Here is a 21513-nt window from a genome sequence, read left to right on the forward strand (position 1 = left end):
ATCCCACGGGCGGCCAGCAACACCGATCGCTGCTGATTGGATTGCGATGCCTCCGTCCGAGCGAGCGCGCGTCGGACCGAGGTGTGAAGAGGTACGGCTACGCGCGCGAGGGGCTCTTCCATCTCTGGCGTGGAGCGCGCTGGGCCGGTGGCGCGAGCGGACGGACCCTGCGGCATGGCGAGCGCGGCGGGCCCGCTGGCTCTGGCCGGCGGGCGGCCTCTGAGCTAGACGAGGCCCGTTGTCGATGACGGCTTGCTCTTTTCCGGAGGCGCGCGCGCGGCATCGCGGTGGCCCGGGCCAGTCGCTCCGCGCCGCGGCGTTCGCGGCGGCTGCGTTCGCGGTCGCCTGCGGTCCCGGCGAGGAGCCGCCGGGGCGATCGGCGCGATCGGCCGCTTGGGCGTCGGCGGCTCCCGAGCCGTCGCCGGCAGCCGCCGGCCCCGCCGAGCTGCTCTCCGCGAGGATCGACGGCGGCGCGGCCGCCACGGCCGAGCCCGCCGCCTCCAAGGAGGCGCTGCGGCCCGGGCGCGGCGACAAGCTCGCGAGCATCGCCATGCGCACGTTCGTGTACGCCGCGCCCGAGCGCGGCGCGCTCAAGCTCGGTTACCTGCGGGCGGGCGCGCTCGTCGAGCGCGCCGCGGCGCCGTCGGGCGACGCGGGCTGCGCCGGCGGCTGGTACGCCGTCCACCCCCGCGGCTTCGTGTGTGTCGGCAAGGGTGCCTCGCTCGACCTGGACCACGAGATCGTCGCCGCGACGCCGGCCGGCCCGCGCCGCGGCGAGCCGTATCCGTACCGCTATGTCGTGTCGCGAAAGCCGCCGCCGCACCTCTATGTCCACCTGCCCAGCGAGGCGGAGCAGCGGCGCGTCGAGGGGCGCTCGCGCGCCCAGGGCACGCCTGCGTGGTCCCGCCGCGACGAGGCGCTCCTCGGCGAGCCGGAGCCGCTCACGCCCTTCTTCGCGAGCCGCCGCGACCTGCCCAAGCCCTTCGGCGCCGCGGAGAAGGTCCGCTTCCCCGCGCACCGCGGGCGCGCGCGGGCGGACTCGGCCTTCGGCTTGATCTCCACCTTCGAGTGGACCGGGCGGCGCTTCGGCCTGACGACCGAGCTCGACCTCATCCCGATCGATCGCACCTCGGCCGTCGTTCCCACGGCGATGCGCGGCGTGGAGGTGAAGAGCCAGGGGACCCCCGCGTTCGTCATGCACCACGGGGTGCGCACGCTGAAGCCCGACGCCTCGGGCGAGCTCAAGCCGGACGGCTGGGCGGCGCACCGCTCCGGCTGGGTGCTCACCGGCAAGACGGCCGCCGGCGGCGCCTATGCGGAGACGGACGCGGGCGTGTGGATCCCCGCGTCCGCGCTCCGGGTCGCGCGGCTCGGCCGCGACTTCTGGGGGCACGCGGCGCGCGGCCGGAAGTGGATCGACATCTCGATCGAGCTCCAGACGCTTGTCGCGTACGAGGGCGAGCGCCCCGTCTTCGCGACCCTCGTCTCGACGGGCAGGGGCGAGCTCGGCGATCCCGCGACCACCAGCGCCACCGTGCAGGGCACGTTCTTCATCCGGGAGAAGCACGTGACGGCGACGATGGATGGCGACGATCTCAGCGAGTCGTCCGTCGACCTGCGCGACGTGCCCTATGTCCAGTACTTCCACAACAGCTATGCGCTGCACGGCGTCTACTGGCACGACGCGTTCGGCAAGGTGCGGAGCAGCGGCTGCGTGAACCTCTCGCCCGCCGACGCGGCGTGGCTGTTCGCGTGGACCGATCCCCCCGTCCCGGAAGGGTGGCACGCCGCGTTCAACGACAAGGGCGGGACGCTCGTGTACATCCACGCCTGACCGCGCGCGTCCCGGGGCGGCGGCGTGTAATGCCGCCGGAGCGCGCGCGTCAGCCAGGCACACAACCCGGAACGAACCTGTTGGCGATCGAACTCCCCGCGCTGAGCTCTGGAGCTGTCGGGCTCAAATGCGGCATGAAGCTGCTGCGGGGCGCGGTCGTCATCGGGCCCCGCACGTGATCGCACTCGCCATGCTGGAGCGGCTTCCATGAAATCACCTCACCTCGCCGGTCCCAACGCCCTGCTCATGCTCGTCGCTGCGCTCGCCGGCTGCGCGCCGCGCAGCCTTCCCGCGAGCTTCCCCGCGTCGTCTGCTGCCTCACCGCAGGCCGCGGAAGCCCCCTCGCCGCGGATCGGCGTCGCCCTCTCGGAGGATCCTCCGCTGCCTGGCGAGCCCGCCGCGGGATGGGTCGGGCTCGCTCCGGCGGGGGCCGCGGGCGCCGGCGCTGACCCTCACCATCACCACCACCATCATCACGGTCCTGCGCCGGCGACGCCGCCGGAGGGCGGCACGGCGACGCCGAGGCCGCCGGAGGGCGGCACGGCGACGCCGAGGCCGCCGGAGGGCGGCACGGCGACGGCGAGGCCGCCGGAGGGCGGCACGGCGCCCGCCAAGCCCGAGGAGCCTGTCCATGCGCACTGAACGCCGGCGATCGCGCGCGCTCTCCTCGCGCCTCCTGCCGCTCATGGCGAGCCTCGCGCTCTCCTCGGCGGCCGCGGCCGGCTGCGCCGCCCCGTCGTCGACCGCCGACATGGCGCGGATCCGCGAGCTCTCCCGCGCCGAGCTCCCGCCGAGCGCGGCGTCGGAGGAGGTCGATCCGGAGCCGGCCGACGGCGCGCGCGCCCTCGGCAAGGCGCCGCGGCAGCCGCTCACCGCGGACGCCGCGGTGCGCATCGCGCTGCTCAACAACCGCGAGCTGCGCGCCGTGCTCAAGGAGGTCGGCGTCGCCCGGGGCAACCTCGAGCAGGCGGGCAAGCTGCCGAACCCGGAGATCGAGATCGGGGTGACGCCGAAGCAGGAGGGGGTCGAGCACGCGCACGTGGAGCTCGCGGTCGAGATCGACCTCACCTCGGCGCTCCTCTCGCCGCTCCACGCGCGGGCGGCGCGGTCGGAGCACGAGGCCGAGCGCTACCGCGCCGCGGGCGCGGTCGTCGAGCTCGGCTACCAGGTGCGCGCCGCGTTCTACGCCGTGCAGGCGGCGGAGCAGCGCGTCGGCATCGCGAACCGCGCGCTCGACGCGTTCGCCGCCGCCCGCGACGCGGCCCGCGCGCTCTTCGAGGCGGGCAATGTCCCGGAGCTCGACGTGGCGACGCAGGAGGCGGGCTACGAGGAGGCCCGCGTCACGGCCGCGCAGGTCGAGATGGAGCTCCTCTCGCAGCGCGAGCGGCTCAATCGGCTGCTCGGCCTCTCCGGCGCAGCGACCTCCTGGACGATCGCCGGCGCGGTCCCGGCGGCGCCCGAGGCGCTCGCGACGCCGCCGCGCGCCGAGGCCCTGGCCGTGCGGGCGAGCCTCGAGCTCGCGGAGCTGCGCAGCCGGCTGGACGCGGCGGCGGGGCGCGCCGGGGCCCTGCGCGCCCAGGGCTGGGTGCCGGACGTGGCCGTCGGCATACACGGCGAGCGGGAGCTCAACGCGAGCGGCGAGGCGCACGAGCACCCGTGGGTCCTCGGCGCCGGGGTCCGCCTCTCGCTCCCGCTCTTCGATCGGCGGCAAGGCGCCGAGGCCGCGCAGGCGGCGGAGTTCGACAGCCTGCTCGAGCGCTACCACGGGCGCGCCGTCGACATCCGCTCTGCGGTCCGCGAGGCGCAGAGCCGGCTCATGTTCGCGCACGCGCGCGCGCGGCACTACGCGGGCGTGATCCTCCCGGCGCGCAAGCGGGTCATGGAGCAGACGTTGCTCCAGTACAACGCGATGCAGGTCGGCGTCTTCCAGCTGCTCTCGGCGCGCCGGGAGCAGCTCGACGCCGAGCTCGCGGCGGTCGAGGCGCTGCGCGAGCAATGGACGGCGAAGGCTGCGTTCGACGCGCTCCTGGCAGGGCGCCGCGTCGAGGCCGCGGGGGCGGGGGCTCCCGCTGCGATGCCGAGGGCCTCGGCCACCGGCGAAGGAGGGCATTGACATGGACCGACGTGCTTTCATCCACGCGGGCGGTCTGGCCGCCGGCGCCGCCATCCTCACGCATGGGCTCGCCCACGCGCAGCAGCGCCCGGGCGCGCCGTCCGGCGCGGGCGCCGCGTCGGCCACGCCGCCGCCTCGCCGGACCGCGGCGCCCGGGGGGCAGCCCGCCGTGGTGACGCCGAACGGCAGCACGCTCCCGCTGCGGGTGGTGGACGGCGTGAAGGTCGGCCACCTCGTCGCGGGTCCCCTCGAGCACGAGATCGCTCCTGGCCTGAAGAGCGAGGTGTGGGGCTACAACGGGAGCACGCCCGGCCCGACCATCGAGGCGGTCGAGGGCGATCGCCTGCGCATCTACGTCACGAACTCCCTGCCGGAGGCCACCACCGTCCACTGGCACGGCCTCGTGCTGCCGAACGGGATGGATGGAGTCGCGGGGCTCACCCAGCGCCCGATCGCGCCCGGCGAGACGTATGTTTACGAGTTCGTCGTGCGGTATCCGGGGACGTACATGTATCACTCCCATTTCGACGAGATGACCCAGATCGCGCTGGGCGCGGTGGGGATGTTCGTCGTGCACCCGAGGAAGCCCAGGGGCCCGCGCGTGGATCGGGATTTCGTGCTGATGACGCACGAGTGGAAGATCAACGCGGGGGCGCGCCGGCCCGACCCGAACGCGATGAGCGATTTCAACGTCCTCACGTTCAATGGCAAGGCGTTCCCCGCGACGGCGCCGCTCGTCGTCGGCCGCGGCGAGCGCGTGCGCGTGCGCCTCGGCAATCTCGGCCCGATGGATCACCACCCCATCCACCTTCACGGCCTGTCGTTCCAGGTCACGGCGACGGACGGCGGGTATGTCCCCGAGTCGGCGCAGTACCCGGAGACGACGGTCCTCGTCCCGGTCGGCAGCACGCGGGTCATCGAGTTCGTCCCCGAGGAGCCGGGCGACTGGGCGGTGCACTGTCACATGACGCATCACACGATGATGCAGATGGCCCATGGCCTGCCGAACATGGTCGGCGCCGCGACCGGCGCGCTCGATCGGCGGATGAGCCGCGTGATGCCCGGCTACATGACGATGGGGACCACGGGAATGGGCGGCATGGGCGAGATGCCCATGCGGATCCCCCCGAACAGCCTGCCGATGCGCGGCGGGGACGGGCCGTTCTCGTACATCGACATGGGGGGAATGTTCACGGTGCTCAAGGTCCGCGACGATCCGGACAAGGCGGACCCGGCCGGTTGGTATGCGCACCCGGCCGGCACCGTGGCCGGGCCGGCGAGCGCCGAGCGGATGCGGGCGGACGGGATCGAGCCGCCTCCGGGAGGGAAGCCGGGCGGGTGATCCCTCGACGCGAGCGCCAGCTCGCGGTCTGTATCTCCTCGTCGCATCCAATCGAGAGGGCCGGCGGATCGGGCTGGCTGCGGCGTTGCGTGTCGGCCGTCTCGATGGACACACAGGGCGCGGTCGAGCGACCACAGGTCAGCCAAAATCTTCAACGATTTCAACGAGCCAGAAGCGGTCCACGCCTTGCCATATCCGGTGGCGAGGCGGGGACACCCCGGATTGCGGAGGAGTGCTTCGATGGCGATGAAGACGGCTCGACGGATGACGTTTCTGGCGCTTTGCACGGTTTCGCTCGCTGGTTGCGGCGAGCGTCACGACGCGCGGCCTCCGGCGCCGACCGCCGCCGCGAGCCCCGCGGCGACGCAGTGCCCCGAGCCAGCGGCCGCCGCGGCGGCGGCGCCCGCGGGCCAGCCGGCCGCGGCGGTGATGGCGCCCGCGCAGGCCGCGACGATGACGGCGCCCGCGCAGGCCGCGAGCGTCGTGGCCGACAAGGGGGGCAAGGGGAGCCGTGACACGAAGGAGAAGGGGAGGGGGGCGGCGGAGCTGAAGGTGAAGCGGCTGGTGATCGCGGGAGGGGTGAAGGACCGCGAGCCGGTGGCGCCGGGGACGACGTTCCACGTGCCGGAGACGCCGCGGCTCTATGCGTTCCTGGAGGTCGAGAACCGGAGCGATGTGGAGGGCGAGATCACGGTGGCGTTCGTCCCGCCGGGCGGCGGGGCGCCGGTCGGGAACGTGACGCTCGGGGTCGGGCCGTCGCCGCGGTGGCGGACGTGGGCGTTCACGCGCGGGGCGCAGAAGGCGGGGGAGTGGACGGCGGTCGTGCGGTCGGAGACGGGCGAGGAGCTCGCGCGCGCGCCGTTCGAGGTGACGCTGTAGCCGACGTTGGAGCTGGCGCTGGAGCCACACGTGTGGCGTTCGCGGTTCAGGGCGCGTCCTGCGGCGCTCCTGCCGTCGCGTCCTGTTCGAAGACGTCCAGGTACACCCGGTCGACGTCGAGCGCGCCGTCGAGGGAGGACAGCTCCGCGCGCTCGCCGGGGCCGTGGATCCGGAGCAGCCAGCTCCCGTCCGGCTGCCGCGTGAACACCTCGATTCGCGGCGCCTTCTGCGACGCGAGCACGTACTCCTCGAGCGACGGCAGCGTCCTGTACTGGGCGAACTTGTCCCCGCGATCATAGGCCTCGCTGGAGTCGGAGAGCACCTCGACGACGACGCGTGGGTTCAGGAGCGAGTCGCGCTGCTCGTCTTCGAACTCGGGACGTGCGCAAACGACGGCGCCGTCGGGGTACACGTAGCGGCGCGTCGCAGCGATTTTGATGCGCATGTCGGAGGTGAGCACCCGGCACCCCCGACCACGGAGCGCGTTCCGCAGCTCACCGAGGATGTTCGCGGCGATAGCGCTGTGCTCCAGCGTGCCGCCCGCCATGGCGAAGAGCTCACCGTCCGCGTATTCGTGGCGAAGCGGCGACGAACGCTCGAAGTCCAGGTATTCCTGCGGCGAAAGGCCGGTGCGGACCGCGGCTTGTGCCATGTCCCGCAGTTTCACCCGAGAGACGGAGCGCGTCCACGGGCGAGGGCTCCGCAGGCGCGCCGAGGGCGGGACCCTTCCTGCGGCGTCAGGCGGGCACGAGCTCGACGAGCGTGATCTCGGGCGGGCAGTTGATGCGGACCGGCAGCCAGCCCCCGGCGCCGGCGTTGACGTGGAGCCGACGGCCGCGGTGCTCGTAGTGCCCGTTGTGGTAGAGACCGGCGGGCAACATCGGCGTGAGGGCGTAATCGCCGATCCGGCCCAGCGAGATCTGCCCGCCGTGGGTGTGGCCGGACAGCATCAGATCGAAGGGGAGCTCGCGCGCGGTGCGAAACGTGCCCGGGTGGTGGCTGAGGAGGACGCGCGGCGCGCCGTCGTCCCGCATCTGGCCGAGCGCTCGTTCCAGGCCGTCGCGCGTCGGGCGCCGGGCGGGCTCTCCCGGGCGCGCGCGGCTCGGGTAATCGATGGCGCCCATCCACAGGTGATCACCGCCGAGGCGGACCTCCCGCGCCTCGTCGACGAGCACCTGGGCGCCCGCTTCCTCGAGGCCCTCCACGATCGTCCCCACGGCGGCCGACCGCGCGGCGATGTACTCGTGGTTTCCCATGCAGAAGAAGAGCTGCCCGCGGGCGGGGCGCAGGCCCCGGAGCAGCCGCGTGGACAGCTCGAGCTGCGAGACGTGGTGATCGAGCAGATCGCCGGTGACGACGTGGATGTCCGCGCGGAGCGCGTTCATGGCGTCGCGGAGCTCGTCGAGCCGCTCCGCGTCCATGAAGCTGCCGACGTGGACGTCGCTGAGCTGCGCGATGGTGATGCCGTGCAGGCTCGTCAGCTCTCGGCGCACAGGCAGCGCGAGCCTCACCACGACCGGACGCTGTCGCGAGGCGAGCACGCCGCCCATCGACACCGCGACCGCCGCGGCGGGCAGCGCCCATGTCGCGCCGACGACGAGGCGGCGTCGGCGCTCGTCGACGGCTTCCTGCCTGGTCTCGCTGCCCCCAGGCGTCCGGATGTCCTGAGCGGTCGGATCGGCCTGAGCGCCTGCGGTGGCCTGCGTGTTTGTGGCGGTTCGAGCATCGATCGCAGCCCGGGCGTCGCGGGGCGGCCGTAGCCGGCGGAGCGCCCGGACGGCCGCGCTCGCGAGCGCGGCGAGCCAAAGCAACAGCCCGTACAGGAGCAGGCCCACCTGGGCGCCCATGGCCATCAGCACCAGCGGTTCCGGGGCGTGGCGCTGGAGCGCGCGCAGCCCCGAGAAGCTCGCCGCGGCCATGAGCAGCGCCGGGAGCGTGGCCAGCAGCAGCCCCGCGGCGCAGAGCCCGCTGATGAGCGCTCCATATCGAGGGGACGCCGCGCGCAGCCGCCGCCAGAGGATCAGGCCGAGGAGGCCGTTGACGAGCGTGACCGCGAGGCCGCCGAGCTGGTACACGCGATCGAAAGTAGCATTGCGTTGCTCGCGCGCTCGGCCGCGACGGCGCCGGCAGCGCTGCGCGCAGGGCTCTCTGGGCAGGGATACACCGTGGCGAGCGCGCGGATGTCTTTCACCCGCAAGGCGTCGAGGGCGCCGCGAGCGGTCAGCGGCCGGTGCGCCGGCGGCAGGCCGCGCGGCTAGCCCTGGGAGCCAGCGCCGCCGTCGGGCAGCTCGGCGCTGACCGGGATCTCCCTTGCTTCGAGCCCCTCGAGCGGCTCCTTGCCCGAGAGCGCGTCGAGGCCGTCGCGCGCGTCCCGGAGGTAGCCGCTGAAGAACGCGGCGAGGTAGCCCATCGCGATCGCCTGCTGCTCGCGCCGCGAGAGCCCGGCGTGGCCGTCGAGCGGCTCGACGAGGCCGAGCGACGTCGTGTAGCTGAAATGGTTCGCGCCGGGCAGGGTCACGAGGTGCTTCGGAGCGCGCGCGCGGTCGTAGAGCGCCGCCGGGACGGCGGCGGCGATGGGGTCCGCGGTGCCGCGGACGACGAGCACAGGGCGAGGCGAGAGCGTGTCGATGAGCGGCGGTCGCTCGGGGGTGCCCACCGGCGCGAGCAGCGCGAGGGCGCGAACATCGAACGGGCAGGCGGCGTCGAGCGCGAGCGCGAGAGCGGCCTGCGCGCCGAGCCCGTGGCCGAGCAGGCCCACCCGATCGAAGTCGGCCAGGAGCGGGCCCCGCGAGCCGGCCCGGAGGTACGAGAGCGCATCCCGGAGCGTCGCCGCGCGGCGCAGCGGCGCGTCGTCGGGCGTGAGCCACGAGAGATCGGGCGCGACGACGACGAAGCCCCACCGCGCGAGGTGCGCCATCACGCCGGCGAGCTGGCGGTAGTCCTGGCCGAGACCCGTGGGCGACCCGGCGGTGGCCGCGCTCGTGGCGAGGCGCCGCTCGTGGGCGATCGCGATGACCGGGAACGGGCCTCCCGGCGAGAGCGGCGCCTCCTCGCCGTCCGCGGACGCTGGGTAGTAGAGCAGCGCGGCGCCCCGCGCGGGACATCCGTAGATCGCACCCTGGAACGGCCACGCGTCCGTGTAGCGGGCGTCCGCCGACAGCGAGAGCGCGCCGATGCGCCGGAACCCCGCCCGGTGCGGTCCGGTGCGCAGCCGCGGTGCAGCGCCGGTAGGGAGCGGCGCAGGCGGAGGCGAGCTCGTGGAGGGGGGCGGGCGAGAGGCCGTGGCGGCAGGCGGGCGAGCGGTCGTGGCGGCAGGTGGACGAGATGCGGTGGCGGCAGGTGGACGAGAGGTCGTAGCGGCAGGTGGGCGAGAGCTCGTGGAGGGGGGCGGGCGAGAGCTCGTTGCAGCGGGCGGCGGCGTCGCCGGAGCGGAGACGTCCGCCGGGGAAGGGGACGCGGCGCCGAGGATCGCTCGCTGCGACCAGACCGCACCCTCGCGCGCCGCGTGGACGATCCGCCCTTCGGCGCGCACGGCGAGCTCGATTCGAGCGAGCGGCCAGCTCTCGATCACCGATACCGCCTCGCACTGGCCCAGATCGGTGGCGAACACGGTCGGTCCGCGGAAGCGCGCCCCGTCGTCGCGGCACCACCGCGCGAGCCCCACGCGCGCGAGCGGCGAGAACAGCTCGAGCGCGCCATGTCCGCCGGACGGGCTCCGGAAGAGCGCCGGTGTGCCGCGGACCCCGGAGACCACCTCGTCCGGGCCTTGCCATGCAGCCCCGAGCCCGGGAGAGCGCCAGAATATCAGAAGGCGATCGCCGACGCGCGCGACGACCTCGAGGTCGCCGGGCACGCGCGGTCCGTGCGGCGCGTGCGGCGCGTTGACCACGCGCTGGATCATCGCGACCGCCTCGAATCGACCGAGCCCCTCGCCGAAGATCACCGGGCCATGCCAGCCGAGCTCGGCGGTGTCGTTGTCGCGGTGGTAGTGCGCGATCCCGCCGCTCGCGTGAGGCACCACGAGCTCGAAGTTGCCTTTGCCCCCGAAGCCGCCCTGGATCAGGGCGGGATCGCCGGCCGCGCCCTGCGCGAAGAAGCGCGGCTCGCTCCACTTTGGCTCGCTCGAGGGCGCGCACCAGAACGCGGCCAGCCGATCCCCGGCGCGCACCACCGCCTCGAGGTGGCCTGGATCGCCGAAGTTGCTCTGGATGAGCGACACCGCCTCGACCGGCCCGAGGCCGCTGGCGAACGTCGCCACGTGACGCCACGGCCCGGAGGCCTCGTCGCGGCGGTGGTGCTCGACGCCGAACGGCGCGTCGGCGGCGGGCAAGACGAGCTCGAGCGTGCCGCGGGAGGCGCACTGCAGGAAGAAGCCGCTGGTCGTGGTGGGCATGGCGCTCACGGCACCCAATTTACCGGCGAGGCGCCGCCGCGCCTACCTCAGCATCTCCGCGACGCGCTCGCCGGTCGCCGCAGCGAGCCCCCGGGCGAGCGCCCGCGGGTTCAGCTCGACCGCGACGGCCACCGCGTCCGGCGCGTGGGTGCCGAGCGGCGGCTCGACCGGCGTGTCCAGCCCGAGCAGGTGGCCGAACGAGCCGCGCGCGAGCTCGTTCCAGGCCGCGAGCAGCTCCTCCGAGGCGGCCTCCCCGCTCGTCGAGAAGTCGCCCGCCACCGCGATCGCGAGCGCGATCCCCTCGCGCGCGCTCGGCCTCGCGGCCGCGCCCACGGCGGTCGCCGCCGCGAGCAGCCCCCGCGCGCCGCGGGCGAGCTCCCCGTCGAACGGCCCCGGCGCGAACGCGCGCACGGGCGCCGGGCCGAGGCGGGCCTCGAGCGCGCGCAGCGGGCCGTCCGAGAGCGCCGCGGGCGAGCGCTTGAGGCGCCCGAGCGCGTACAGCGACGCGACGCGCGCCGGCCCGCGCAGCGGGCTGCCGCCGTCCTGCACGCCGGCCACGTCCTCGCCGAGCAGCACCAGCGCGTGCGGCGTCGTGCCGATGTCGCCCGTCACCCGCACGACGTCCGGACGATCGAGCGCGCGCCGCTCCTTGCCCGTGAGCCGCTGCCGGAAGAGGCGCTCGATGGCGCGCGGATCGCCGCTGTGGCGCGCCACGTAGAACGTGGCGTCGCCCGCCGTCCCCGGGCCCGCGTACGACGCGATCGCGGCCTCGCGCACCTGCCGCAGATCCACGCCCGTCGCGCGGGCGTGGCGGGCCAGGTTCTCCTCGGGCGCCACGAGCGCGATCGACGGGATGAGCCAGGGCACCGCCGCGACCTCGCGGGGCCGGACGAGGAGCAGCCACCTCAGCCCCGCCTGCGGCAAGAGGCGCGTCAGGTCCGCCGTGGCGAGCGGCGGCAGCGGCGGGCTCGACCGGGCGGGCGGACGCGGCGCGCCGCCGCACGAGGGCAGCGCGAGGCCGGCGATGCAGCCCAGGACGCCGCCGAGCACGGCGCGCCGGAGAGGCCCTCGCCCGGGCGCGTCAGCCAACGACGAGGTAGGCGAAGCGGCGGTTCTTCGAGCCGACGCGGACCAGGAAGCGCTTCCCACGCTCGAGCTTGAGCTGCTCGTCCTTGACCACCTCGCCGTCGAGGTGGACCGCGCCGCCCTTCACGAGGCGCCGCGCCGCGGAGGTCGACTCGGCGAGCCCCGCCAGCGCCAGCGCGTTGCCGATCGGGATCGTGTCGCGGTCGCTCGCCACGTGGAGCTCCTCGATGTTCTCCGGCAGGCCGCCGGCCGCGACGCTGCGGCGCCGCTCGAGGGCCGCGCTCGCGTCCTCGGCCGAGTGGAAGCGCGTGACGATCTCCTGCGCGAAGAGCTCCTTCACCGCGATGACGCCCTGCTCGCCGCGGCGGACGGCGTCCCGCAGGCCGGCGATCTCCTCGGGCGGGCGCGACGACAGGAGCTCCATGTACCGCCAGATCACGCCGTCATCGACGAGCATCAGCTTCTGCAGCATGTCGAACGGCGGCTCGGTGATGCCGACGTAGTTGTCCGCGCTCTTCGACATCTTGGCGCCGACGACCTTCCCGTCCTCGACGCGGGCGTTCGTGCCCTCGAGGAGCGGCATCGTCATGACCATCTGGGCCCGCTTGCCGTAGCGGGGCATCAGGTCGCGCGCCACGAGCAGGTTGAAGAGCTGATCGGTGCCGCCGAGCTCGATGTCGGCCTCGAGCTCGACCGAGTCGTACGCCTGGAGGAGCGGGTACATGAACTCGTGCACGTAGATGGGCCGCGCCTCCTCGTAGCGCTTCTTGAAGTCGTCGCGCTCCAGCATGCGGGCGACCGTGTACTTCGCGCAGAGCTCGATCATCTGCGTCGGATCGAGCTTGTTCAGCCACTCGGAGTTGTAGCGGACCTCGGTCTTGTTCCGGTCGAGGACCTTGAACGCCTGCGCCTGGTACGTCTCCGCCGCGGCGACGACCTCCTCGCGCGAGAGCCGCGGGCGCAGCTCGTTCTTGCCGGTCGGATCGCCGACCATCGCCGTGAAGTCGCCGACCACGAAGACGACGTGGTGTCCGAGCTCCTGGAACTCCCGCATCTTCTGCATCACCACCGTGTGACCGAGGTGGAGATCGGGGCGGGTCGGGTCGAAGCCGGCCTTCACGCGCAGCGGCTTGCCCTCGCGGATCCGCTCCTCGAGCTCGGCCCGGACGTGGAGGTCGACGACACCCTTGCAGAGGATCTGGAGCTGACGTTCGGCGGGGACCATGGGGGCCCGCTTCTACCGCGCAGCGGAACCGCCCGCCAGGGGGCGACGCGCCTCGGCGCGCGGCGAGGGCGTGGAAGCGAAGAGGGCGTGGGGGCGATCAGGCGGCGGCGATCGGCGAGGGCGCAGCGAACGACGTCGTCACGTCGTGGGGCAAGTCACGTCATGGACGTGCCCGCGCGTCGCCTCATTCGTCGTCGGTCTCGTCGTCGTCCTCGTCCTCGTCATCGTCGTCGCCCGAGATCGCGTAGGCGCGGCTCGCGTTGACGAGCTCCTTGAGCTCCTTGCCGACCTTGAAGAACGGGAGGCGCTTGGCGGGCACGGGCACCGGCTGGCCCGTGCGCGGGTTCCTGCCGCTGTAAGGCTTGTACGGCCTGACGGTGAAGCTTCCGAACCCGCGGATCTCGATGCCTTCGTTGCGCTGGAGCGCCTGCGTCATCGCGTCGAAGACGCAGTTCACAACGAGCTCCGCTCGAGCCTTGGTGAGCTCTCCCCGTCCCGCGATCGCGTCGATGAGCTCGCTTTTCGTCATGGTCCACCTCCCCCACCCGAGCGGACCGCCGCCGGCGCTCGACTTGCCGCTTTCCACCGCAGAGCTCCAGGGGATGCGCCGCTCCAGGAGCCGCACGACAACAGAATCCTATGAAAAGCTCGCATGTTACGGGACTAGCGGTCAACCGAATTCCCGCCCACAACCGAGAGCGCGTCGAGCGCGAAGAGGCCTCCAGTCTCCTCCTCAGGCCTCTCCTTAGTCTTCTCTGGCCTCGATTTCGGCTCCGGTCCCGGTTCCGGGCGGTCCGGGCCTCCAGGAGGGCTCGCGGCCGTGCCGCGGGCGAGGGCGAGCTCGATTTCGACGGTCCCGACGGCGTGCTCGGGGATCGGAGTTGGGGGGAGCTCGGCGCAGGCGAGCGGCTCGCCCGGGGAGCCCGGCGTGGCGGGCTCGACCCGCCAGACGTGGAGCAGGGCGCCGTCGACGAGGAGGCGCACCTCGCCGGCGCCGTTGCCCGACACCGCCACGCGCGGGCTGACCCGGGCGCCGCGGAGCCACGGGGCGGGCAGGCCGACCCGGACGACGGCCTCGCCGCGCCCCGCCGCGTGCACCGCGAGGAGGCGCCCGCCTGACGCGCACGTGCCGCCGGCGTGCTCGGGCAGCGCGAAGGCGCCGCGCTGCTCGCGGGGCGGCCACAGCGACTCGCCCTCGATGCGGGCCTCGCGGGGCGGCGCGGCGTCGAAGGCGAGCGGCGTGATCGAGACCGAGGCGAGGCCGCCGCCGTCCGGGATCGAGAAGCGGTAGCGGTAAGCGGGGGGACGACCGCGGGCCTCCCATGCCATCCGATCGATGGCGTCGCCCCGGTAGCGCAGCACCGCGACGTCGCCAGGGGCGGGGTCGAAGCCGAGGTTGAAGCCGTGATCCGTGTCGACGAACACGAGGCCGCGCGAGACGCCCGCGCGCGCGACGGCGGCGGGATCGAACATGGGCAGGCCGCCCTCGCGATCGCGGAGCGCGGCGTGCTCGAAGCCAGCGCGGAACGCGAAGCCGGCGAGCGGGAGCGCCGCCGCGAGGAGCGCCGCCGGGAGGAGCGCGCCACGCCGGCGCGCCGGGCCGCGCTCCATGGGCGCCGCCGTCGCGGCGCGCTCCGCGAGCGCGAGGGCGGCCATGGCGGCGAGGACGTGCTCCACCGGCAGCACGTCCGCGAAGAAGCGCGCGCCGCCTCCCGGGTAGTTGCCGTCGAAATAGAAGGGGGCGTAGGCGGCGATCTGGAGGAGCGGGGCGATCGCGAGGGCGCGCGAGCGCCGCCGCCGCAAGGCGATCGCGGCGCCGACGATCACGAGCAGCGCGAGCGGCTCGGCGTTGAGCGCGTCGACGAGGTGGAGCTTCAGGCGGCGCAGCGTGGTGCCGGCAGCGGCTAGAAAGCCGTATCCTTCCGGGAGGTTATGACGGACGAAGTCGCCGTGCTCGCCGACGCAGCCGACGCCGGCGCCGAAGCCGTAGCGGAAGCAGCCGGGCGGGCCGTCCGAGACCGCGTAGTACGCGGCCTGCGACGAGGCGAAGGCGCCCGTGGCGGCGCGCTGGTGGGCCGCGAGCAGCGCGAGGCCGGGGAGGGCGCCGATCGCCATCGCCGCGGCGAGCCGCGCGAGCCCGCGCGAGCGGCGCGGCGCCGGATCGCCGTCGCGAGGACCGGCCGCAGCGCGCTCCGGCGCGCCCGCCGGCAGCAGCACGAAGGGCAGCGTCGCGGCGAGGGCGAGCGCGCTCGGCGGGCGCGTCGCCGCGAGCCAGCCTGCGGCGAGCCCGGCGAGCGCGGCGGCGCGGACCGCCGGACCCAGAGGCCCCGTCGGGGCGCCCGTCGCCGTGGCGGCGCGGGCGTCGTCGAGCGCCCGCCGCGTCGACGCCAGCGCGACCGTGAAGCAGAGGGCCGCGAGCCCGTGCGACATCGTGTCGGCCGTGTGGTAGCGGAGCGCGGCGCAGAGCGCCGAGAAGAGCGCGGCGACGATCGGCACGAAGCGGATCGGGGCGGCGCTCCCGGCCGGGGCCGGGTCCTCCGGCGCGAACCGCGCGGCCAGGTCGTACGTGGCGATCGCGAGCGCGGCGGCGAGCACCGGACCGACCGCGAGCGGCGCGCCCGCGAGGAAGCCCAGCGCGAGCAGGGCGGGGTAGCCCGGCGGAAAGAGGACCGCGACCTCGGCCGCGCCGCGCCGGGCCATCGTGTCGGCCATCGCGTCGCTGCGGACGAGGAAGCGGCCCAGCACGGACGCCGCGGGCTCGTCGAGCGGCCACGCGAGGTAGCCGGCCGCCATCGCGCGCGCCTCGAGCCAGTAGCTCGTCGCGTCGATGATCCGGGGGCCGCCCCGCAGGTAGACCGCGACGTACGCGGCCGAGAGCAGCGCGGCGACGGCCGCGAGGGCCGCGGCGATCGCGGCGCCCGGGGCCGCGCCGGCGCCGGGTGCGGGGCCGGGGCCCGATCGCGCGGCGCCGGGACGCGGAGGCTCGGGGGCGGCGCGCTCGATCGCGGGCGAGCGGCCGCGGCGGAGTAGCCAGGCCCCGGCGAGCAGCGCGGCGAGGGCGAGCGCGAGCGCGATCCACTGCGCTGGGTCGCGGGGCAGGCCGGCGCGCACGTCACTGCCCGGCGAGCGGGCGCGCGCCGACGCCGCGCGCGGGGCGCTCGAGGATCCAGACGTGGTGATCCACCCAGTCCCCGTCGACCGGCGTGAGCGTGAGCGTGAACGTCTCGGGCAGGTCCTTGGGCAGGTCGAGCGAGGCCTCGGTCCAGCCGCCGCTCTTGTGGAGCGCGAGGTCGCCGAGCTCCCGGCCGTCCGCCGCCGCGCGGACCACGGCGGCGCGGGGCGCGGCGGTGCGGATCACGAGCCTGCCCTGGCCGTCGCGGGGGGCGCGGAGGCGGGCCGTCTCGGTCCTGCCGCCCGGGATGACGCGCCCCGCGTCGAAGCGATCGCCCCCGGAGCCGCGCCGATCCCGGAGGACGCTGAAGCTGACGAAGCCGGCCTGCGGCCGCGGGAAGGCGTAGCCGTGGTCCCGCTCGCTCACGAGGTCGGCGACGTCGAGCTCGTCGACGATCCGCTCGTCCGCGCGCATCGACGCGGGCGCCTCGCCGTACGCGAGCGGGCTCCAGTCGGCCTGGTAGATGACCTTCTCCGCGCCGCCGCAGATCACGTTGCCGACGACGGGGATCGCGGCGATCCGCTTGCCGAAGATGGCCGGGAGGTCGCCCCACCAGCCCGGGTAGATGGCCAGCGTGTCGGGGCGGTCGTCGGCGGGGATGCGCTCGATGAGCTCCAGCGAGGCGCCCAGCCCGTGGACACCCGCGCGCGCGAACGGGAGGTCGTGGTAGCCGCCGAGCCCGATGAGGTCGAGCCCGGGCCGGTCCGACGCGTAGAGGAGCGCGCCCGCGTCGCCGACGAGGACGCGGTGCACGTCGAGCTGGGCGAGGATCTTGCCGGCGACGATGTGCTGATCGCGGATGTTGCGGCTGGCGCGGCCGAAGAACCAGATCTGGTCGCGCATCCTGGGCAGCTGGTGGGCCCAGAAGATCGCGGCCAGGGCGAGGGCGAGCGCGACGCGCGCGCACCAGAGGCCGCGCGCCGCGGCGTCGCTGCGCGCGGCGGCCGCGAGGCGGCCGAGGGCTACGCGCCGCGCCCGGGGCCCGGCCGGGGCGCCCTCGGGCCTCTCCTGGCGGCGCTCGCTGGTGTCCGCCGCGGCCCACGCGGCGCGCGCGACGAGCAGCGCGAGCCCCATCGCCGCGAGCACCAGCAGCCAGGCGACCGCGGGCATGGTGTAGCGCTCGTTCTGCCAGCGGACCTGACCGTTCAGGGCCACGAGCGCGAGCCACCCGACGACCTGGACCCAGAGCAGCGCCGCGATCCCGCGGGTCCTGCGCGAGGCGAGGGGGACGAGCGCGAGGGCGGGGACGAGCCAGCCCCAGGGGAGGGCGTCCGAGAAGTGGTGGTTTGTGTTGCGGGCGACGACGTACGTCGCGAGGAACTCGTAGGTGTCCCACTTCTCGGCGGACGTCATGTACGGGTTGTTCAGCGCGAGCTTCGCGATGGCGCCGCTCGCCGCCCACTCGCCGGTAAAAACGCGGTTGGCGACCGCCTGGGCGAGGCACGCGATCGCGCCGGGCACCGACGTCCGGAGCAAGGTCGCGATCGCCGCGCGCGCGCCGTGGCTCCGCCTCACGGCGATGGCCGCGTACACGCTCAGCGCCGCCACGCAGACGACCGACTCCGGCCGGGTGACGTAGAGGAGCGCGCCGGCGAGGCCGGCAGCCCAGCCGAGGTGGGCGAGGCGCTTCGGCGGCGCCGCGGCGCGCTCGCGCTCCGTCGCCCGCGCGGAGGGGTCGCGCGGCGCGTCGGCCGCGCGGGCGACCGAGAGCGCCGCGAGGGTGGCGAGGGCCCAGACGCCGAGGTGGAAGGCGTTTTCCATCCCGCTGAAGAGCGACCAGTCGAGCGCGCCGATGGAGAGCGCGACCGGCGGCAGCAGGTACTTCGCCCAGCGCCCCACGGGCTCGAGGAGCCGCGCGCCGACGAGCAGGAAGCCGAGCGTCGAGGTGCAGGCGACGATCGCCGCCCACTGCATCAGCAGGACGTCGCGGAAGCCGACGAAGTAGCCGAGGGCGAGGACGAACGGGTAGCTCAGGCTCGTGTTCCCGCTCGAGAAGCCGTTGCCCTCGGACCACTCGAACGGGTACCCGCGCGCGGTGGCGCGGGCGTAATCGAAGTGGATGAAGACGTCGTCGAGCGGCGCCGACCACATGCCGCCCGTCTGCTGGTGCATCGCGCTGTAGAACGCGACCGCGGCGTAGAGCACGCACGCGCCCGCGTAGGCCGCGAACAGGACCGGATCGACGCGCGGCCAGGCCGCGACAAGGCGATCGAGCCGGCCTGGGGGCGTCGTCGGGCCGGCGACCGGGGAGGCCGTGCTCTCGGTTCCCTCGGTCCCGTCCGTTCCGTCGGGGGAGGTGTTGCTTGGCCGAGGCAAAGGCGCGGCTCCTCCGGGCGGCGAGGAGGATACGGGGTCGGCGCTGGACGGTGACACGCGGCTCTTTTACACGACTTTCACGCGACCCGAGCCGTGGAGCCCCTCCCCGAGGGCGCGCGGGGAAGCCCCCGGGAGGGCCTCGACCTGCCCGCCTGCCGGCCGGCGGCGGAACACATGAGGCCGCCAGCTCTGCCCAGCACGTTTGCAAGCGGTTGCTTCAGGATTGAAATGGGCAAGGCACTTTACTAGCGAAAGTCCCCGAACTCGGCACGGACGCCGTTGGCCCGCATCCTGCTGAGTGATGCGGGCAGAGCGCCCGTGACGGTTTCCCCCCCCACCGTCGAGCGGGCGCTCTTTTTTTTGTCTTCATCCCTCGCTGCTCGGCCTGTTGGCGGACGGACCTGCGGGGGCCTCTTGGCGGGTGTTCGCTGTCTTGCCGGCCGGGTCTCGTCGTGCGCCCCGTCCGCGGTCCGGGACACGGTGGCCCGGGCGACCTGAGCCGTGGCCGTCCGTGTAGGATCCCTCGCCGGATCGCGCCACTCGAGGGGGCTCATGCCTGCGTCACCGCCGTCTTCCCGTCTCTTGTTGCTGCTGCTCCTCTGGAGCTTCCTCGCTGCCTGCGCGTCTGGCGCGGGGACCGCGCCTGCGGTCGAGCCGCCGAAGACTGTGGTCCTCCCGCCGCTCGCCGCGCCGGCCGCTGTCATAGCGGCCGATCCCGAGCCGGAGCCGGGCACCGCCGTGCCCGTCACCCGCGAGGATCCGTGGTGGGGTGAGCCGCTCGCGCCGGTCACCCTCGTGGTGTGGGGCGATTACGAGTGCCCCTTCACGTCCAGGTACATGGCGACGCTGGAGCAGCTGAAGCAGGCCTACGGCCCCGATCGGCTGCGCATCGTCTGGAAGCACTTCCCGCTCGCGTTCCACAAGAACGCGCGCCCGGCGCACCTGGCGGCCGAGACGGTGTTCCGGCTCGGCGGGGCCCAGGCGTTCTGGAAGTTTCATCAGCTCGCCTTCGCCAACCAGCGCTCGCTCACGCCGGAGTCGTTCGAGGCGTGGGCCGCCGAGGCGGGCGCCGATCAGGCGGCGTTCCGAGCGTCCTTCGAGGCGCAGCGGCACGCGCCGAAGATCGATCGGGACCTCGAGGCCGGCCAGTCCGCAGGCGTCCGGGGGACCCCGGCGAGCTTCGTCAACGGGGTGTTCGTCAGCGGGGCGCGGCCCATCGACGAGCTCCGGCCCATCGTCGACGAGCAGCTCCGGGCGGCCGAAGAGCTCCGGCGGACCGGCGTCCCTCAGGAGCGCATCTACGCGGCCCTGTCCGAGCAGAACAAGGCGCGCGCTCCGGCCCCGAAGCCGCCCTCGCCGCCGGCCCCCGAGGACACGATCGTGTGGAAGGTGCCTGTCGACGGGTCGCCGATCCGGGGCAACCCGAGCGCGCCGGTCACGCTGGTCATGTTCTCTGACTTCGAGTGTCCGTTCTGTCGCAAGGTCGCCGCGACCGTCGACGGCCTCGAAAAGAAGTACGGCGCTCAGCTGCGCGTCGTCTTCAAGCACAACCCGCTCTCCTTCCACAAGCGGGCCGAGCCCGCCGCAGAGCTCGCGCTGGAGGCCAAGGCGCAGAAGGGCGACGCGGCGTTCTGGAAGGCGTGCGAGCTCTTGAAGACCGGGGGCCTCGAGGATGCAGACCTCGCGGCGCACGCGACGTCGCTGGGCCTCGACGCGGCCCGCGCGCAGAGGGCCATCGCCGCCCGGCGACACGCGGCGCGCATCGAGCGCGATCAGCGCCTCGCCCAGGATCTCCAGGCGACGGGGACGCCTTATTTCTTCATCAACGGCAGGCGGCTCGCCGGCGCCCAGCCGGCGGAGAGGTTCGAGGCCCTCATCGACGAGCAGCTCGCGCTCGCAGCGAAGCTCGTCGCGGCGGGCACGCCGCCCGGGAAGGTCTACGACGCGCTGCAGAAGGAGGCGAGGGCTGGCAACGCGCCCGAGCGGATCCTCGTCCCCGCGCCGACCAGGGACAACCCCGGCAAGGGGGCGAAGCCCGGCGCGAAGGTGACGATCCAGATGTTCGCCGACTTCCAGTGCCCTTTCTGCAAGCGCGTCCAGCCCACGATCGACGAGATCCTCGCCGCTTATCCGGGCAAGGTCCGCGTCGTCTTCAGGCACCTGCCGCTCCCCTTCCACACGCGGGCGCCCCTCGCCGCCGAGGCGTCGATCGAGGCGTTCCGGCAGAAGGGCGAGGCGGGCTTCTGGGCGATGGCGCAGCGCCTGTGGGAGGATCAGTCCGAGAACGGGCTCGGCCGCGAGGCGCTCGAGCGCCACGCGGCCGCGGTCGGCCTCGACGTGGCGAAGTTCAGCGCCGCGCTCGACTCGGGAGCGCACCGCGCGGCGGTGGAGGCGGACCAGAAGCTCGCCGAGCGCCTGCACATCGCCGCCACGCCGTCCTTCGCCATCAACGACTACTTTCTCAGCGGCGCGCTGCCGACCGCGCGCTTCAAGCAGCTCGTCGACAGGGCGCTCGGCCCGCACGATCCCCCCACGAAGGAGTCGCTCCACGGCGCGGGCAAGCCCGCGGCCCAGCCGGGTGCAGCGCAGCCGACGCCGGCCCAGCCGGGTGCAGCGCAGCCGACGCCGGCCCAGCCAGGAGCAGCGCAGCCGACGCCGGCCCAGCCGCCTGCAACGGCCGGCCAGATGGGGGCCAAGCACCTGCTCATCATGTATGTGGGAGCACGACGGGCCCCGGCGCACATCGTTCGCACGCGGGACGAGGCGCGTGTGCTTGCCGAGCAGCTGCTCGTGAGGGCGCAGCGGGGGGCGAGGTTCGAGGACCTCGCGGCCCAGTACAGCGACGAGCCGTCTGCCCGCGCGCGCGGCGGCGATCTCGGCACGTTCCGGAAGGGTATGATGGTGCCCGAGTTCGAGCGGGCGGTGGAGAACACCGCTGTCGGCGCGCTGAGCGGGGTCGTGGAGACGCCGTTCGGCTTCCACATCATCCTGCGGACCCAATAGCGAGCGTGCGCGGCCCCCGCAGGGGTGGATCAGCGCACGTGGGGAGTTACAAAGTCGGGCCTCCCGGATCGTCCCCCGGGCTGGATCGGATGTAGGACCGGTATCCCGCCCGCGAAGGGAACGGCGGATCGCGTGGCGACGAGCGAGGCG

Annotated in this window: 14 protein-coding genes; 6 read left to right on the forward strand and 8 right to left on the reverse strand. The window is 74.2% G+C overall.

What is annotated here, in order from left to right:
• Window positions 1-244 precede the first annotated feature (244 nt).
• From WME90_RS02915 to WME90_RS02935, 5 genes are all read left to right on the forward strand, one after another.
• Window positions 245-1834 carry a L,D-transpeptidase gene (locus tag WME90_RS02915; protein WP_437279521.1) on the forward strand — a complete coding sequence of 530 codons (1590 nt, stop codon included), beginning with the start codon at window positions 245-247 and terminating at the stop codon, window positions 1832-1834.
• Window positions 1835-2041: 207 nt separating this feature from the next.
• A complete protein-coding gene (locus WME90_RS02920; RefSeq protein ID WP_437279522.1) occupies window positions 2042-2476 on the forward strand; it encodes a hypothetical protein in 435 nt (144 codons plus the stop codon).
• On the forward strand, window positions 2466-3947 hold the full coding sequence (locus tag WME90_RS02925) for a TolC family protein (protein ID WP_437279523.1): 1482 nt from the start codon (window positions 2466-2468) through the stop codon (window positions 3945-3947). Before WME90_RS02920 ends, WME90_RS02925 begins: the two co-directional genes overlap by 11 nt.
• 1 nt (window position 3948) lies before the next feature.
• A complete protein-coding gene (locus tag WME90_RS02930; RefSeq protein WP_437279524.1) occupies window positions 3949-5289 on the forward strand; it encodes a multicopper oxidase family protein in 1341 nt (446 codons plus the stop codon).
• A 240-nt stretch (window positions 5290-5529) separates the two neighbouring features.
• On the forward strand, window positions 5530-6168 hold the full coding sequence (locus WME90_RS02935) for a DUF2914 domain-containing protein (RefSeq protein ID WP_437279525.1): 639 nt from the start codon (window positions 5530-5532) through the stop codon (window positions 6166-6168).
• A 46-nt stretch (window positions 6169-6214) separates the two neighbouring features.
• On the opposite strand, the gene WME90_RS02940 is transcribed toward WME90_RS02935, so the two are convergent.
• From WME90_RS02940 to WME90_RS02975, 8 genes are all read right to left on the reverse strand, one after another.
• Window positions 6215-6820: a Uma2 family endonuclease gene (locus WME90_RS02940; RefSeq protein WP_437279526.1), complete on the reverse strand. Its 606-nt coding sequence runs from the start codon at window positions 6818-6820 to the stop codon at window positions 6215-6217.
• Window positions 6821-6905: 85 nt separating this feature from the next.
• The gene (locus WME90_RS02945) at window positions 6906-8243 is read right to left on the reverse strand and encodes a metallophosphoesterase (protein ID WP_437279527.1); all 1338 of its coding nucleotides are present in this window, start codon (window positions 8241-8243) and stop codon (window positions 6906-6908) included.
• Window positions 8244-8422: 179 nt separating this feature from the next.
• A complete protein-coding gene (locus tag WME90_RS02950) occupies window positions 8423-10561 on the reverse strand; it encodes an alpha/beta hydrolase (protein WP_437279528.1) in 2139 nt (712 codons plus the stop codon).
• Window positions 10562-10603: 42 nt separating this feature from the next.
• Complete coding sequence (locus WME90_RS02955) at window positions 10604-11650, reverse strand: hypothetical protein (protein ID WP_437279529.1); 1047 nt, start codon at window positions 11648-11650, stop codon at window positions 10604-10606.
• Window positions 11643-12872 (reverse strand): tyrosine--tRNA ligase, encoded by a 1230-nt coding sequence (gene tyrS, locus WME90_RS02960; RefSeq protein WP_437279530.1) that lies wholly within the window; start codon window positions 12870-12872, stop codon window positions 11643-11645. The genes WME90_RS02955 and tyrS overlap by 8 nt, the downstream gene beginning before the upstream one ends.
• A gap of 184 nt (window positions 12873-13056) precedes the next feature.
• Window positions 13057-13497, reverse strand: a complete 441-nt coding sequence (locus tag WME90_RS02965) for an HU family DNA-binding protein (RefSeq protein WP_437279531.1) — start codon at window positions 13495-13497, stop codon at window positions 13057-13059.
• A gap of 38 nt (window positions 13498-13535) precedes the next feature.
• Window positions 13536-15983, reverse strand: a complete 2448-nt coding sequence (locus WME90_RS02970) for a hypothetical protein (protein ID WP_437279532.1) — start codon at window positions 15981-15983, stop codon at window positions 13536-13538.
• A 1-nt stretch (window position 15984) separates the two neighbouring features.
• Window positions 15985-18360, reverse strand: a complete 2376-nt coding sequence (locus tag WME90_RS02975; protein ID WP_437279533.1) for a hypothetical protein — start codon at window positions 18358-18360, stop codon at window positions 15985-15987.
• A 552-nt stretch (window positions 18361-18912) separates the two neighbouring features.
• On the opposite strand from WME90_RS02975, the gene WME90_RS02980 reads away from it, so the two are divergent.
• The gene (locus tag WME90_RS02980) at window positions 18913-21363 is read left to right on the forward strand and encodes a thioredoxin domain-containing protein (protein WP_437279534.1); all 2451 of its coding nucleotides are present in this window, start codon (window positions 18913-18915) and stop codon (window positions 21361-21363) included.
• Window positions 21364-21513 lie beyond the last annotated feature (150 nt).

This window comes from Sorangium sp. So ce375, from assembly GCF_051473855.1.
In the GTDB taxonomy this organism is placed as follows: Bacteria; Myxococcota_A; Polyangia; order Polyangiales; family Polyangiaceae; genus Sorangium.